This is a genomic window from Streptomyces sp. NBC_00224, from assembly GCF_041435195.1.
Classification (GTDB): domain Bacteria; phylum Actinomycetota; class Actinomycetes; order Streptomycetales; family Streptomycetaceae; genus Streptomyces.
This window is the reverse complement of the sequence record NZ_CP108106.1, coordinates 5,030,768-5,045,583: the sequence shown is the minus strand read 5'-3', so window position 1 is coordinate 5,045,583 and position 14,816 is coordinate 5,030,768. Positions and strand designations below refer to the sequence as shown.

Genomic DNA, 14,816 nt, shown 5'->3' with positions numbered 1-14,816 from the left:
GAGAGCCGCCAAGTCGACATACTCGGGCGGTTTCATCAGCGAAGATAGAGCCTGACCCATGCCATGGGGCAGGGGCATCGAACTACCCGACAGGGGCGGTGAGTTACGTGTACCTGGCAGCAGAAAAGGGCGACATCACCACGATCATCGGCGGGATCGCGCCCAACTGGGGGCCGTTCGGGAGCCTGGGCAACGAGGCCCGGGTGATGGTCGAAGTCGTGATGGCCGTGGCCATCCTGCTGTGCCTCGGCATCGCCGTCTGGGGCGCCGCCAAGCAGAGGATCGGTGCGACCGCGCTGCGCGACACGTTCAGCGCGGAGCAGGGCAAGGGTCTGATCGTGGCCGGGCTGACCGGAGTCTTCATCATCGGCTCGCTCGGCACGCTGTTCACCATCGTGTACGGGATGGCGGTCTGACCCGTCCTCAGGTCCGGCTCCGTCCCGCCGTGTTCGTCCCCCAGGGTCCGCCCAGGCCCTTCCCCACACCATCCGTCCGTCGTGCCCACCGGCTGAGGTTGCGTCTCCCTGATGTCGAGTCACCACACCGCGCCCGCGCGGGAACCAGCACGGCTACCGTCGTACTACACGACGGACCAGCGAAGGGTTGAGGGGGCGGACGCGGCATGAGCCTCGGCGACGAGCACGACTCCAGGCGCACGGAAGACGCGTACAGCACCGTCGGCGGTACGCGCCAGACGCGCACCCGGCTGCCCGAGGGCGAGGGCGCCGACGTGTACGGCGGCGCCCGCCGCCCCGTCCGGGCCTCGCGCTCCCTGCTCACGGTCGTCGGCGTGGTGGTCCTCCTCGTCGGCGCGATCGCCTTCGCCAACCGGGGCGACGGCGGCGACGGCTCCTCCGACGACCCCAAACAGTCCGACACGAAGCCGACGGCGGCGAGCGGCGTGAACCCGGTCCAGGGCAAGACGGCCGGCATCGCGACGGGCTTCCCCCAGACGGAACAGGGGGCGCAGTCGGCGGCGGCGAACTACGCGGTGGCGCTGGGCTCCGACGGCATGTTCAACACCGCGCACCGGCACAGCATCGTCGAGGCCGTGGCCGACGCCACCAGCAAGGACAAGCTCCAGGCGGGGTTCGACGCCAACTACTCGCCCGGCCTCAACCAGCAGATCGGCCTCACCGCGGACGGCGCCGCGCCCGTCGGCACGACGTTCGTCAACCGGACGGTCCCGGCGGGCACCAAGGTGCTGAGCTACTCGCCGCAGGCCACGAACGTCGACGTGTGGTGCATCGGCCTGTTCGGCCTCACCGGGGAGAAGTCCACCAAACCGGTCACGACCAACTGGTTCACGATGACGCTGAAGCTGGCCTGGAACGGGTCGGACTGGAAGGTCCTGGAGACCGCGCAGAAGAAGGGCCCGACACCGGTCACCGGCGACAACACCGTGTCCGGCTCCGAGGAGATCGCGAACGCCGTGAAGGAATTCGGAGGGTTCACGTATGCCCGGTAGCCCTCGCAGCCGTATCCGCGCGCTCGTCACTTCGGTAACCGCTCTGCACACGGCCGTCTTCCTGTTCGCCGCCCGCGCGGCAGCGGCCCCGACGCCGACGCCGACGACGCCCGGCACGTCGCCGTCACCCGCGCCGGACAAGAGCGGCAACCCCTGCTCGCTGATCTCCGGGCCGGCCCGGGACTACTGCGACAGCGGGTCCTCGGGCGCGCCACAGAGGGGCGGCGGCACCGTCGCCCCCGGCGACCCCGCAGACCCCCTCAACTCCCTCGCCCGCGGCTGCGCCGACGCCGCCGTCTGGGTCGTCGACACGCTCTCCAAGTTCGTGAAGACCGCCGCCAAGGTGGACTTCACCAACCCCGCCTTCCTCGGCCGCTACGCCGTCGTCTTCGCCGCCGCCACCATCCTCACGCTCGTCCTGTGGCTGCTCGCCGTCACCAAGCGGGCGATCCGCGGGGTGCCGCTGACCACCGCGATCTCCGAGGCCGTCGGGTTCCTCTGGCTCACCGTGCTCGCCTCCGCGTTCACCCCGCTGATCCTCTACACCGTCGTCAACGCCACCGACGCCGTCACCGACGTCATCGCCGCCGGCACCGGCGACCAGACCGACGTCTTCTTCGGGTCGTTCTCGGCCGCCCTGAAGAAGGGCACGGACATCGGCGGCGGCCCGATCATGCTGATCGTCGTCTCCCTGGTCACCATCCTCGCGGCCGGCATCCTCTTCCTGGAGCTCTACATCCGCGCCCTCCTGCTGTACGTGGGAGCGCTGCTCGGCGTCGTCGTGTACTCGGGACTCGTCGACAAGAACATGTGGGGCCACGTCCGCCGCTGGGCCGGGATCATGATCGCGATCATCCTGGTCAAGCCCATCATCGTGATCGTGCTGAGCCTCGCGGGCGCGCTCTCGGCGGGCAAGGGGCCGGACTCCTTCCAGGCGGTCGTCTCCGGCCTCGCCATCATCCTGCTGGCCATCTTCGCCTCCGCGATGATCTACCGCTTCGTCCCCGGCTTCGGCGACGAGATCGCCGCCGCCCGCACCAACCGCAAGCAGGCCACCGACGGCTCCCAGGCGGCCGCCGTGATCTCCTCCCCGGCCGCCCTGGTCTCCCAGGGCATCAAGACCCACAGCAGCCGCGGCAACCAGGGCAACAACAACGCCCAGCCCCGGCCCGCCAACCCGATGTCCGGCGGCGTGGCCGCCCACAGCAGCCGGGGCTCCGGCGGCGGTGGTGGCGGTGGCGGTGGCGGATCTGTCCCCTCCGCCGCACCCCCGCCCCGTAACGGCTCCGGACCCACCAGCGGCACCCCGCACAGCAGCCGCAACACCGGCAACAAAGGCAACAACAGCACAGGAGGTGGAGGGCGTTGACGACCCAGTCCCATCCGGTCTCGCCCCGCCGCACGTATCTGATCGGCCGGGCCAGGCCGTCGGCCATCGTCGGCAAGAACCGCGAGACCGGCGAGATCGCGCTGATCATCGGCGGCGCGTTCCTCGGCATGATGGCCGGACTGCTGGTCCCCGTCCTGTCCCTGCGGATCGTGCTCCTCATGGGCTTCCCCATGCTGGCGCTCGCCGCGGTGTACCTCCCGTACAAACACCGCACGTTCTACAAGTGGTTCGAGATCAACCGCAGCTACAAACGCTCACTGCGCCGCGGCACCACCTACCGCTCCTCCGCCATGGAGGCCGGTGTGGGCGGCGACGGGCGCGAGGTCGAGGTCGGCCCGCCGCCCGGCATCGGCCGGATCAGCTGGCTCGCCGCGCCCTTCGGCCCCGACGAGATCGCCGTACTGCTGCACGCCGACCGCCGGACGGTGACCGCCGCCATCGAGATCGAGGGCCCCGGTGTGGGCCTGCGCGACTCGGAGGACCAGGAAGCCCTCGTCGACCGGTTCGGCACGCTGCTCAAGCACGTCGCCAACGGCGACGGGTTCGTCACCCGCCTCCAGATGCTCGCCCGCACCCTGCCCGCCGACCCGGACGCGCACGCCAAGGACGTCGCCCAGCGCGGCGACCACGGCTCACCCGGCTGGCTCCAGGAGTCGTACGAGCAGCTCCAGTCGATGGTCTCCACCTCCAGCGAGCAGCACCGCGCGTATCTCGTCGCCTGTATGCAGTACTCGCGCGAGCTCGCCGCCGAGGCGCACGCCATGGCCCGCGCCGCCCGCCCCCAGCACGGCCGCAAGCTCGACCGGGACGCCGGGCTCGCCGTCGTCATGGCCCGTGAGCTCACCGATATCTGCGCCCGGCTCGCCGAGGCCGACATCCGGGTGCGCCAGCCGCTCGGCCAGGGGCGGCTCGCCTCGCTCGTGCACTCCATGTACGACCCGGACCACCCCATCGACCACATCCAGGCCATGACCAAGCGCAACGCCTGGCCCGCCGAGCTGGACGCCGTCGAGCCCACCTATCTCCAGGCCAAGACCCGCGAGTCCTCCACGCGCGCGCCCTGGTGCCACGCCACGGCGTGGGTGAAGGAGTGGCCGATGACCCCGGTGGGCGTCAACTTCCTCGCCCCCCTGCTCGTCCACACCCCGGACGTGATCCGTACGGTCGCGGTCTGCATGGACCTCGAACCCACCGAGGTCGCCATCGAGCGCATGCTCACCGAGAAGACCAACGACGAGGCCGAGGCCTCGCGCGCGGCCAAGATGAACCGGACCGTCGACCCGCGCGACATCGCCGCCCACGGCCGCCTCGACCAACGGGGTGAAGATCTCGCCAGTGGCGCGGCAGGCGTCAACCTCGTCGGGTACATCACGGTGTCGGCGCGCTCCCCCGAGGCCCTGGCGAGGGACAAGCGCACCATCCGCGCCTCGGCCGGCAAGTCGTACCTGAAGCTGGAGTGGTGCGACCGCGAGCACCACCGGGCCTTCGTCAACACCTTGCCGTTCGCGACCGGCATCCGCCGCTAGCCGAGAGCTGATTGGGGCCTGCTCATGCGAGATCCGCTCTCCGCACTCACCAACGCCTTCACCGCCTTCCTCTTCGGGAAGGTGGAGACGACCCGGCTGCCCGTCCGCACCTCCACCGGACAGGCCCAGGCGGTCTACCTGCCGACGGCCGCGCCCGGCCTTGGCGACTCCGGCGTGATCATCGGCCGCGAGGTCTACAGCGGCAAGGGATACATCTACGACCCCTTCCAGCTGTACGGCCAGCAGCTGCCCGCACCGCACTGGCTGGTCCTCGGCGAGTCCGGCAACGGCAAGTCGGCCCTTGAGAAGACCTATGTGCTGCGCCAGCTTCGCTTCCGCGACCGGCAGGTCGTCGTGCTCGACGCCCAGGGCGAGGACGGCGTCGGCGAATGGAACCTCATCGCGCGCGAGCTGGGGATAACTCCCATCCGGCTCGACCCGATGACCGCCCTCGACGGCGGCATCCGGCTCAACCCACTGGACCCGGCGATCACCACGACGGGCCAGCTGGCGCTGCTGCGCACCATCATCGAGGTGGCGATGGGGCACGGCCTGGACGAGCGGTCGGGCTTCGCCCTGAAGGTCGCGCACGCCTACGTCAACGAGACCATCACCGACCGGCAGCCCGTCCTCACGGACATCGTGGAGCAGCTGCGCCACCCGGAGGCCGCCTCGGCGGTCGCCATGAACGTCGACATAGACGACGTCCGGGCCTGGGGCCTGGACGTGGCGCTCGTCCTGGACCGGCTGGTCGACGGCGACCTGCGGGGCATGTTCGACGGACCGACCTCGGTCGGCATCGACCTGGACGCCCCGCTGATCGTCTTCGACCTCTCGCACATCGACCGCAACTCGATCGCGATGCCGATCCTGATGGCGATCGTCGGCGTCTGGCTGGAGCACACCTGGATCCGGCCCGACCGCAAGAAGCGCATCTTCCTGGTGGAGGAGGCCTGGCACATCATCAACTCGCCGTTCGTGGCGCAGCTCTTCCAGCGGCTGCTCAAGTTCGGCCGGCGCCTCGGTCTGTCCTTCGTGGCGGTGGTGCACCATCTGTCGGACGTGGTGGACGGGGCGGCGGCGCGGGAGGCGGCGGCGATCCTGAAGATGGCGTCGACCAGGACGATCTACGCCCAGAAGACGGACGAGGCGAGGGCGACGGGCGGGGTGCTCGGCCTGCCGCGCTGGGCGGTCGAGATCATCCCGACGCTCACGCCCGGCATCGCCGTCTGGGACGTCAACGGCAATGTCCAGGTGGTCAAACACCTGATCACCGAGCGGGAACGGCCGCTGGTCTTCACCGACCGCGCGATGACGGAGTCGGCGGCGACCGATGACGTACTCGCCCATGAACTGGAGAGCCAGCTGGAGACGGAGAGCGAGCGCAGGGCAGCCCTGATGGAACAGCAAATGTCCGGCACCTCCTCCCCCGAGTCGACCGTCGCCTGACAGTCCGGCGGGCCCCTCCCCTCAAGGGGCCTGCCGGATCAACGGCCGTCCACACCACGGAAGTTCCCCGACACGCGCAAGTTGGCCCGACACGCCGGAGGTTGCCTGACATGCCGGAGTCCCGCTCCCGCGGCGAGGAGCGCGGCATCCCCGACTCCCTGCTGATCGGGCTGCTCGCGTTCCTGCTCGGCCTCACGGTCCTGGTCTGGACGGCGACGGGCCTGTCGGGCCTGTTCAGCCACGGCGCCTGGCCGGACGCAGTGACGTTCACCCGCACCCCGCAGGCCATGCACCAGCTGGTCCAGGCCCCGCACGACCTCCCGGCCGCCTGGCCGGACACCCCCGCCGCCCAGCTCTCCGGCTACGGCCTCTTCTGGGGCCTGCTCATCGGCCAACTGCTCGTGCTCCTGGTGCTGTTCATCTTCGCCCTGGGCACGTGGTCGCGCTGGCGAGCGGTACGCGCGAGAGCCAAGGCGGCGGCCGCGATGCCGGGTAACCCGGTGCTGGGCCTGAACAGGGGCGGCGGGCCGGGTGGTGGTGCGCCGCCGACGCACCAGTCTCAGGCCGGACCGCCGCCGGTGGTGGACGCGGGGGCACGTACTACGGCGTACGGAGACCCGGCGGCTGGCGCTCCCGCCGACGGGGCCGACGGGGGCGCCGATGCTGCGGGCACGCGCGCGTGGGGACCGGCCGCGGGCACGGGCGCGACTCGTACGGTACGTACGGACGGGGTCGCAGGCGGCGCGGGCCTCACCCCGGCGCCCGGCATGGCGAGTTGGCAGCCCGAAGGCCCGGAAGCCGGGCGGCTCCCGTCACCGCGCGCGGCCCGCCCGCCCCGGCTCGTCTACGGCGGCCCCGACGCCCGCCGCCCCACAGCAGTGCAGGCCATCCAGGACGCCGAGGGCGCCGCACTCGTCATCACCTCGGACCCCACCCTCTGGGCGGAGACGAAGGACGCGCGCGCGAAGCTCGGCCCTGTGCACGTGTACGACCCGGGGCACCTCTGCGACACTCCGGCACGGCTGCACTGGTCGCCCACGAGCGGCTGCGAGGACGCGGACGTGGCGGCGGCGCGCGCGACCGCGCTGCTCGCGCCCGTACGCCCGCAGGCCCGTATAGACGCCGCCATGGCCGACACCGCCGAGACCCTGCTGCGGTGCTGGCTGCACGCGGCCGCGCTGGACAGCCGGGACGGCAAGGCCGTCAAACAGATGCACCGCTGGGCCCAGGGCACCGGCGCCCACGAGGCCGTACGCATACTCCGCACCCACCCCAAGGCCATGAGCGGATCGGCGGGCCTGCTGGAGTCGGCACTGACCGCGCACCCCGAACGCCGGGAGATCGCCCAGGAGCTGACGGCCCGTGCGCTCGACGCGCTCTCCTCGATCCACATCCGCGAGGCCTGCACACCGAACCGAGCGGATTCGCTCGCACTGGAATCATTCGCCGCGGAAGGGGGCACGCTTTACGTGGTGGGTGAAGCCATCGAGGATCCGCGGTCCCGCCCCGCCGCGATGCCGCTTCTGACCGCCCTTGCCTCAGACGTGGTCGAGCGCGGCCGCCGCATGGCCGAACGGTCACCCGACGGTCGGCTCGACCCACCAATGACGCTGGTCCTGGACGACGTGGCCGCGGTCGCGCCGCTGCCGCGCCTGCCCGAACTCCTGTCGACCGGCCAGGACCTGGGCCTCCCGACCCTGGTCCTGCTCCGCTCGGCCGAACAGGCCCGGGCCCGCTGGACGGAGACACTGACGCCGTAGCGGGCCCCGATCGGACAACGGCCCCGACTTGGGGCTGCTTGGGGCTACGGGCGGAGGAACTCCATCTCGACCTCGTGCCCGTCCGGTTCCCCGGCCGACGCGGGAACGGTCTTCCCCGTCCGCGCGAACCCGAACTTCCGGTAGAAGCCCTCCGCCCGCGCGTTCTGGCTGTGCACATAGAGCCGTACGCGTTCGAAGCGCGGCTCCTCCAAGGACCAGGCCCACTCCAGCGCGCTCTCGAAGAGCCTCTCGGTGAGCCCGATCCCCCGGAACTCGGGACGTACGAAGACGCCGACGACATGCCCCTGAGCGGCTTCGATGTCCAGCCCGAAGAAATCCACGTTCCCGGCCTGCTCGGCCAGGACGACGACGGATCCGGCCCAGGTGCCGTCGGGGCCCTCGGCCACGAACTGGCGGCCGCCGGTACCGCTGGAGACGCCGGCGGTACGTTCCTGCCAGAAGGAGTCGGGGTGGCCCTTGGCCTGTTCGGTGGTCTCAAGGAAGGCAACAGGGGCGGCGGGATCGGCCAGCCCGGCCATCCGGAGCTCCTTGGCCTCGCGCCATTCATCGGCCCGCACGGGGCGTATCACGTGTTCCATGGCCAGATCCTGCCATGAAACGCAGAAAAGCCCCGCACCATTAATCCTTGCGGATCATGGTGCGGGGCTTCCCGCAATGATTGTTCGGCGGCGTCCTACTCTCCCACAGGGTCCCCCCTGCAGTACCATCGGCGCTGAAAGGCTTAGCTTCCGGGTTCGGAATGTAACCGGGCGTTTCCCTAACGCTATGACCACCGAAACACTATGAAATTAACGAAACCGGGCAACAACACGGCTGTTCGTTATTTCAGAACTAACACAGTGGACGCGAGCAACTGAGGACAAGCCCTCGGCCTATTAGTACCAGTCAGCTCCACCCCTTACGAGGCTTCCACATCTGGCCTATCAACCCAGTCGTCTACTGGGAGCCTTACCCTCTCAAGGAGGTGGGAATACTCATCTCGAAGCAGGCTTCCCGCTTAGATGCTTTCAGCGGTTATCCTTTCCGAACGTAGCCAACCAGCCATGCCCTTGGCAGGACAACTGGCACACCAGAGGTTCGTCCGTCCCGGTCCTCTCGTACTAGGGACAGCCCTTCTCAATATTCCTGCGCGCGCAGCGGATAGGGACCGAACTGTCTCACGACGTTCTAAACCCAGCTCGCGTACCGCTTTAATGGGCGAACAGCCCAACCCTTGGGACCGACTCCAGCCCCAGGATGCGACGAGCCGACATCGAGGTGCCAAACCATCCCGTCGATATGGACTCTTGGGGAAGATCAGCCTGTTATCCCCGGGGTACCTTTTATCCGTTGAGCGACGGCGCTTCCACAAGCCACCGCCGGATCACTAGTCCCGACTTTCGTCCCTGCTCGACCCGTCGGTCTCACAGTCAAGCTCCCTTGTGCACTTACACTCAACACCTGATTGCCAACCAGGCTGAGGGAACCTTTGGGCGCCTCCGTTACTCTTTAGGAGGCAACCGCCCCAGTTAAACTACCCATCAGACACTGTCCCTGATCCGGATCACGGACCCAGGTTAGACATCCAGCACGACCAGAGTGGTATTTCAACGACGACTCCACAACCACTGGCGTGGCCGCTTCACAGTCTCCCACCTATCCTACACAAGCCGAACCGAACACCAATATCAAACTGTAGTAAAGGTCCCGGGGTCTTTCCGTCCTGCTGCGCGAAACGAGCATCTTTACTCGTAGTGCAATTTCACCGGGCCTATGGTTGAGACAGTCGAGAAGTCGTTACGCCATTCGTGCAGGTCGGAACTTACCCGACAAGGAATTTCGCTACCTTAGGATGGTTATAGTTACCACCGCCGTTTACTGGCGCTTAAGTTCTCAGCTTCGCCACCCCGAAGAGTGACTAACCGGTCCCCTTAACGTTCCAGCACCGGGCAGGCGTCAGTCCGTATACATCGCCTTACGGCTTCGCACGGACCTGTGTTTTTAGTAAACAGTCGCTTCTCGCTGGTCTCTGCGGCCACCCCCAGCTCAGGAAGCAAGTTCCCTCACCGGTGATGGCCCCCCTTCTCCCGAAGTTACGGGGGCATTTTGCCGAGTTCCTTAACCATAGTTCACCCGAACGCCTCGGTATTCTCTACCTGACCACCTGAGTCGGTTTAGGGTACGGGCCGCCATGAAACTCGCTAGAGGCTTTTCTCGACAGCATAGGATCATCCACTTCACCACAATCGGCTCGGCATCAGGTCTCAGCCTTAATGTGTGACGGATTTGCCTATCACACGGCCTACACCCTTACCCCGGGACTACCACCGCCCGGGCTGGACTACCTTCCTGCGTCACCCCATCGCTTACCTACTACCACCTTGGATCGACGGCTCCACCACTTTCCTTTCCCCGAAGGGTCCGGAACGGCTTCACGGCCTTAGCATTAATGGATTCGATATTGGGCGTTTCAAAGCGGGTACCGGAATATCAACCGGTTGTCCATCGACTACGCCTGTCGGCCTCGCCTTAGGTCCCGACTTACCCTGGGCAGATCAGCTTGACCCAGGAACCCTTAGTCAATCGGCGCACACGTTTCTCACGTGTGTATCGCTACTCATGCCTGCATTCTCACTCGTGAACCGTCCACCACTAGCTTCCGCTGCGGCTTCACCCGGCACACGACGCTCCCCTACCCATCCATACGCCCGTTGGGGCTATGTGTATGAATGACACGACTTCGGCGGTACGCTTGAGCCCCGCTACATTGTCGGCGCGGAATCACTTGACCAGTGAGCTATTACGCACTCTTTCAAGGGTGGCTGCTTCTAAGCCAACCTCCTGGTTGTCTCTGCGACTCCACATCCTTTCCCACTTAGCGTACGCTTAGGGGCCTTAGTCGATGCTCTGGGCTGTTTCCCTCTCGACCATGGAGCTTATCCCCCACAGTCTCACTGCCGCGCTCTCACTTACCGGCATTCGGAGTTTGGCTAAGGTCAGTAACCCGGTAGGGCCCATCGCCTATCCAGTGCTCTACCTCCGGCAAGAAACACACGACGCTGCACCTAAATGCATTTCGGGGAGAACCAGCTATCACGGAGTTTGATTGGCCTTTCACCCCTAACCACAGGTCATCCCCCAGGTTTTCAACCCTGGTGGGTTCGGTCCTCCACGAAGTCTTACCTCCGCTTCAACCTGCCCATGGCTAGATCACTCCGCTTCGGGTCTAGAGCGTGCAACTCAAACGCCCTGTTCGGACTCGCTTTCGCTACGGCTTCCCCACACGGGTTAACCTCGCTACACACCGCTAACTCGCAGGCTCATTCTTCAAAAGGCACGCAGTCACGACGCACCGAGTAAACTCGATGCGCGACGCTCCCACGGCTTGTAGGCACACGGTTTCAGGTACTATTTCACTCCGCTCCCGCGGTACTTTTCACCATTCCCTCACGGTACTATCCGCTATCGGTCACCAGGGAATATTTAGGCTTAACGGGTGGTCCCGCCAGATTCACACGGGATTTCTCGGGCCCCGTGCTACTTGGGTGTCTCTTAAACGAGCCGTTGATGTTTCAGCTACGGGGGTCTTACCCTCTACGCCGGACCTTTCGCATGTCCTTCGCCTACATCAACGGTTTCTGACTCGTCTCACAGCCGGCAGACTGTGAAAAAGAGATCCCACAACCCCCACGACGCAACCCCTGCCGGGTATCACACGTCGTAGGTTTGGCCTCATCCGGTTTCGCTCGCCACTACTCCCGGAATCACGGTTGTTTTCTCTTCCTGAGGGTACTGAGATGTTTCACTTCCCCTCGTTCCCTCCACATGCCCTATGTGTTCAGGCATGGGTGACAGCCCATGACGACTGCCGGGTTTCCCCATTCGGAAACCCCCGGATCAAAGCCTGGTTGACGGCTCCCCGGGGACTATCGTGGCCTCCCACGTCCTTCATCGGTTCCTGGTGCCAAGGCATCCACCGTGCGCCCTTAAAAACTTGGCCACAGATGCTCGCGTCCACTGTGCAGTTCTCAAACAACGACCAGCCACCCATCACCCCACCATCTACATGGTGAGTGCACTGGGGCCGGCATACCGAAGACAAGGCGTAAAGCCCGTGCCTTCAGACACCCAACAGCGTGCCCGGCCCGGCCCCTCAGGAGTTCACGTTCCACGCCGAAGCAGTACTAGTGATCCCGAAGAACCGTGCCGAATAGTCAACGTTCCACCCATGAGCTGACCGTGCAGAACATTTGCCTGCAATCGGTACTGTGCTCCTTAGAAAGGAGGTGATCCAGCCGCACCTTCCGGTACGGCTACCTTGTTACGACTTCGTCCCAATCGCCAGTCCCACCTTCGACAGCTCCCTCCCACAAGGGGTTGGGCCACCGGCTTCGGGTGTTACCGACTTTCGTGACGTGACGGGCGGTGTGTACAAGGCCCGGGAACGTATTCACCGCAGCAATGCTGATCTGCGATTACTAGCAACTCCGACTTCATGGGGTCGAGTTGCAGACCCCAATCCGAACTGAGACCGGCTTTTTGAGATTCGCTCCGCCTCACGGCATCGCAGCTCATTGTACCGGCCATTGTAGCACGTGTGCAGCCCAAGACATAAGGGGCATGATGACTTGACGTCGTCCCCACCTTCCTCCGAGTTGACCCCGGCAGTCTCCTGTGAGTCCCCATCACCCCGAAGGGCATGCTGGCAACACAGAACAAGGGTTGCGCTCGTTGCGGGACTTAACCCAACATCTCACGACACGAGCTGACGACAGCCATGCACCACCTGTATACCGACCACAAGGGGGCGACCATCTCTGGCCGTTTCCGGTATATGTCAAGCCTTGGTAAGGTTCTTCGCGTTGCGTCGAATTAAGCCACATGCTCCGCTGCTTGTGCGGGCCCCCGTCAATTCCTTTGAGTTTTAGCCTTGCGGCCGTACTCCCCAGGCGGGGAACTTAATGCGTTAGCTGCGGCACCGACGACGTGGAATGTCGCCAACACCTAGTTCCCAACGTTTACGGCGTGGACTACCAGGGTATCTAATCCTGTTCGCTCCCCACGCTTTCGCTCCTCAGCGTCAGTAATGGCCCAGAGATCCGCCTTCGCCACCGGTGTTCCTCCTGATATCTGCGCATTTCACCGCTACACCAGGAATTCCGATCTCCCCTACCACACTCTAGCTAGCCCGTATCGAATGCAGACCCGGGGTTAAGCCCCGGGCTTTCACATCCGACGTGACAAGCCGCCTACGAGCTCTTTACGCCCAATAATTCCGGACAACGCTTGCGCCCTACGTATTACCGCGGCTGCTGGCACGTAGTTAGCCGGCGCTTCTTCTGCAGGTACCGTCACTTTCGCTTCTTCCCTGCTGAAAGAGGTTTACAACCCGAAGGCCGTCATCCCTCACGCGGCGTCGCTGCATCAGGCTTTCGCCCATTGTGCAATATTCCCCACTGCTGCCTCCCGTAGGAGTCTGGGCCGTGTCTCAGTCCCAGTGTGGCCGGTCGCCCTCTCAGGCCGGCTACCCGTCGTCGCCTTGGTAGGCCATCACCCCACCAACAAGCTGATAGGCCGCGGGCTCATCCTTCACCGCCGGAGCTTTCAACCCCCGCCCATGCAGGCAGGAGTGTTATCCGGTATTAGACCCCGTTTCCAGGGCTTGTCCCAGAGTGAAGGGCAGATTGCCCACGTGTTACTCACCCGTTCGCCACTAATCCACCCCGAAAGGCTTCATCGTTCGACTTGCATGTGTTAAGCACGCCGCCAGCGTTCGTCCTGAGCCAGGATCAAACTCTCCATGAATGTTTACCGGTAATCCGGTCCACACACACGAAAGAGCGGGACAGTCATGTCGGAATAAGACCGACCGTCCTCAGCGTCCTCGCTGTGTAATTGCCTGCCCGCCACAAGGGCGCACAGGACTTTTCAAAGGAACCTCCAACCCATCACAGTGGATGGGCCGGGGTTGTCAATCTGGCGTTGACTTTTGGCACGCTGTTGAGTTCTCAAGGTACGGACGCTTCCTTTGTTCCCGTTTCCGGGCCCTCCGGGCGCTTCCTTCGTTTCCGACTCTATCAGACTCTTTCGTGTCCGACTTCCTCGGCGCTTTCCAGGTTTTCGCTTTCGCGTTTCCCTTTCCGGCGAGTCCGACTCTATCAGATCCTTTCGGGCCTGCTTTCCGGTCTCCCGGGTCAAGTCGGTTTGTCTTCCCGGCTGTTCGGCCGTTCCGACGTCCCAAACTCTAGCGGATTTCCCGGGCGGCTCCTAATCGGGCCGGCCGATCCATCCAACCCCCTTCGAAATGGAATTCGGCATGCCGAAATTCATCCCGATCGGGAGGTCGTACTGAGATGGGGTTGCCGCAAATCTGCGGCGGACGGCTGCCGCAGAACCGTTCCGGCTCCGTGACAACTCGGAGAACACTACGCACCTGGGAGAGGGGTGTCAACCCCCGGCCGGGCTCTCGACGGAACCCTCATGGAACCCCCGGCCGGACCTCCTCAGTCCAGGTCCGTGAGCCGTCCGCCCGCGTCCGGCTGGGCGTGCTCCACCCGTCGCAGCAGACGGATCAGCATCTCGCCGAGGGCCCCGCGCTCGTCCGGGGTGAGGTCCTGGAGCAGGTCCTCCTCGAAGTCGGTGGCCATCTGCATGGCCTCCAGCCACTTCGTACGGCCCTCGTCCGTCAGCTCGACGATGACGCGCACCCGGTTGCTCTCGTCCCGGTCGCGCGTGACCAGGCCTTCGCCCGCCATGCGGTCGATGCGGTGGGTCATGGCGGCGGGGGTGAGGCCGAGGCGCTTGGCCAGCTCGCCCGGGCCCAGACGGTACGGCTTGCCCGCGAGGACGAGGGTCTTCAGGACCTCCCACTCGGCGTTGCTGATGCCGAGTGCGGCGACCTGGCGTCCGTACGCCACGTTCATCCGGCGGTTCAGCCGGCCCAGGGCCGATACGACCTTCTCGACCTGGGGGTCGAGGTCGCGGAACTCGCGCTGGTACGCCGCGATCTGCTCGTCGAGGGTCGGCTCCTCGGGGCCGGCTGGGCCGGTGGGCCCGCCGCGCTCGGTGGTCTCAGCCATGCGGCGAGTATCGCACGGTACGCGTTGGCATCTAAGTCCTTGAGTGTGTATTGTTGAGGTTCTAACTTTAGTGTTGAAGTCTTCGCCTCTGAGACCTTCAGGTTCGAGGACTTCCACTTCGAGACCTCAAGGTGGTGAGTGTGA

Annotated in this window: 8 protein-coding genes and 3 rRNA genes; 6 read left to right on the top strand and 5 right to left on the bottom strand. The window is 65.5% G+C overall.

Features of this window, described 5'->3' with window-relative positions; translation table 11 throughout:
* Positions 1-107: 107 nt before the first annotated feature.
* The 6 genes from OG965_RS22520 to OG965_RS22495 all read left to right on the top strand — a co-directional run bounded on the left by OG965_RS22520 (position 108) and on the right by OG965_RS22495 (position 7,593).
* Positions 108-416: a hypothetical protein gene (locus OG965_RS22520; protein ID WP_101389324.1), complete on the top strand. Its 309-nt coding sequence runs from the start codon at positions 108-110 to the stop codon at positions 414-416.
* Between the two features lie 206 nt (positions 417-622).
* A complete protein-coding gene (locus OG965_RS22515; RefSeq protein WP_371653877.1) occupies positions 623-1,468 on the top strand; it encodes a hypothetical protein in 846 nt (281 codons plus the stop codon).
* Positions 1,458-2,837 carry a hypothetical protein gene (locus OG965_RS22510; protein WP_371653876.1) on the top strand — a complete coding sequence of 460 codons (1,380 nt, stop codon included), beginning with the start codon at positions 1,458-1,460 and terminating at the stop codon, positions 2,835-2,837. Before OG965_RS22515 ends, OG965_RS22510 begins: the two co-directional genes overlap by 11 nt.
* Positions 2,834-4,384 (top strand): SCO6880 family protein, encoded by a 1,551-nt coding sequence (locus OG965_RS22505; protein WP_371653875.1) that lies wholly within the window; start codon positions 2,834-2,836, stop codon positions 4,382-4,384. Before OG965_RS22510 ends, OG965_RS22505 begins: the two co-directional genes overlap by 4 nt.
* Positions 4,385-4,408: 24 nt before the next feature.
* Positions 4,409-5,833 carry an ATP-binding protein gene (locus tag OG965_RS22500; RefSeq protein ID WP_371653874.1) on the top strand — a complete coding sequence of 475 codons (1,425 nt, stop codon included), beginning with the start codon at positions 4,409-4,411 and terminating at the stop codon, positions 5,831-5,833.
* A gap of 110 nt (positions 5,834-5,943) precedes the next feature.
* A complete protein-coding gene (locus OG965_RS22495) occupies positions 5,944-7,593 on the top strand; it encodes a type IV secretory system conjugative DNA transfer family protein (protein WP_371653873.1) in 1,650 nt (549 codons plus the stop codon).
* A 44-nt stretch (positions 7,594-7,637) separates the two neighbouring features.
* Here OG965_RS22495 and OG965_RS22490 read toward each other — a convergent pair whose 3' ends face one another.
* The 5 genes from OG965_RS22490 to OG965_RS22470 form a co-directional block, all read right to left on the bottom strand.
* Complete coding sequence (locus OG965_RS22490; RefSeq protein ID WP_371653872.1) at positions 7,638-8,192, bottom strand: GNAT family N-acetyltransferase; 555 nt, start codon at positions 8,190-8,192, stop codon at positions 7,638-7,640.
* Between the two features lie 82 nt (positions 8,193-8,274).
* A 5S ribosomal RNA gene (gene rrf, locus OG965_RS22485) occupies positions 8,275-8,391 on the bottom strand.
* Positions 8,392-8,469: 78 nt separating this feature from the next.
* Positions 8,470-11,593: ribosomal RNA gene (locus OG965_RS22480) — 23S ribosomal RNA — on the bottom strand.
* Positions 11,594-11,872: 279 nt separating this feature from the next.
* A 16S ribosomal RNA gene (locus tag OG965_RS22475) occupies positions 11,873-13,398 on the bottom strand.
* Together the 16S, 23S and 5S rRNA genes form the textbook arrangement of a ribosomal RNA operon.
* Before the next feature lie 698 nt (positions 13,399-14,096).
* Entirely contained in the window at positions 14,097-14,672 is a 576-nt protein-coding gene (locus tag OG965_RS22470; RefSeq protein WP_371653871.1) for a MarR family winged helix-turn-helix transcriptional regulator, read from the bottom strand.
* Positions 14,673-14,816 lie beyond the last annotated feature (144 nt).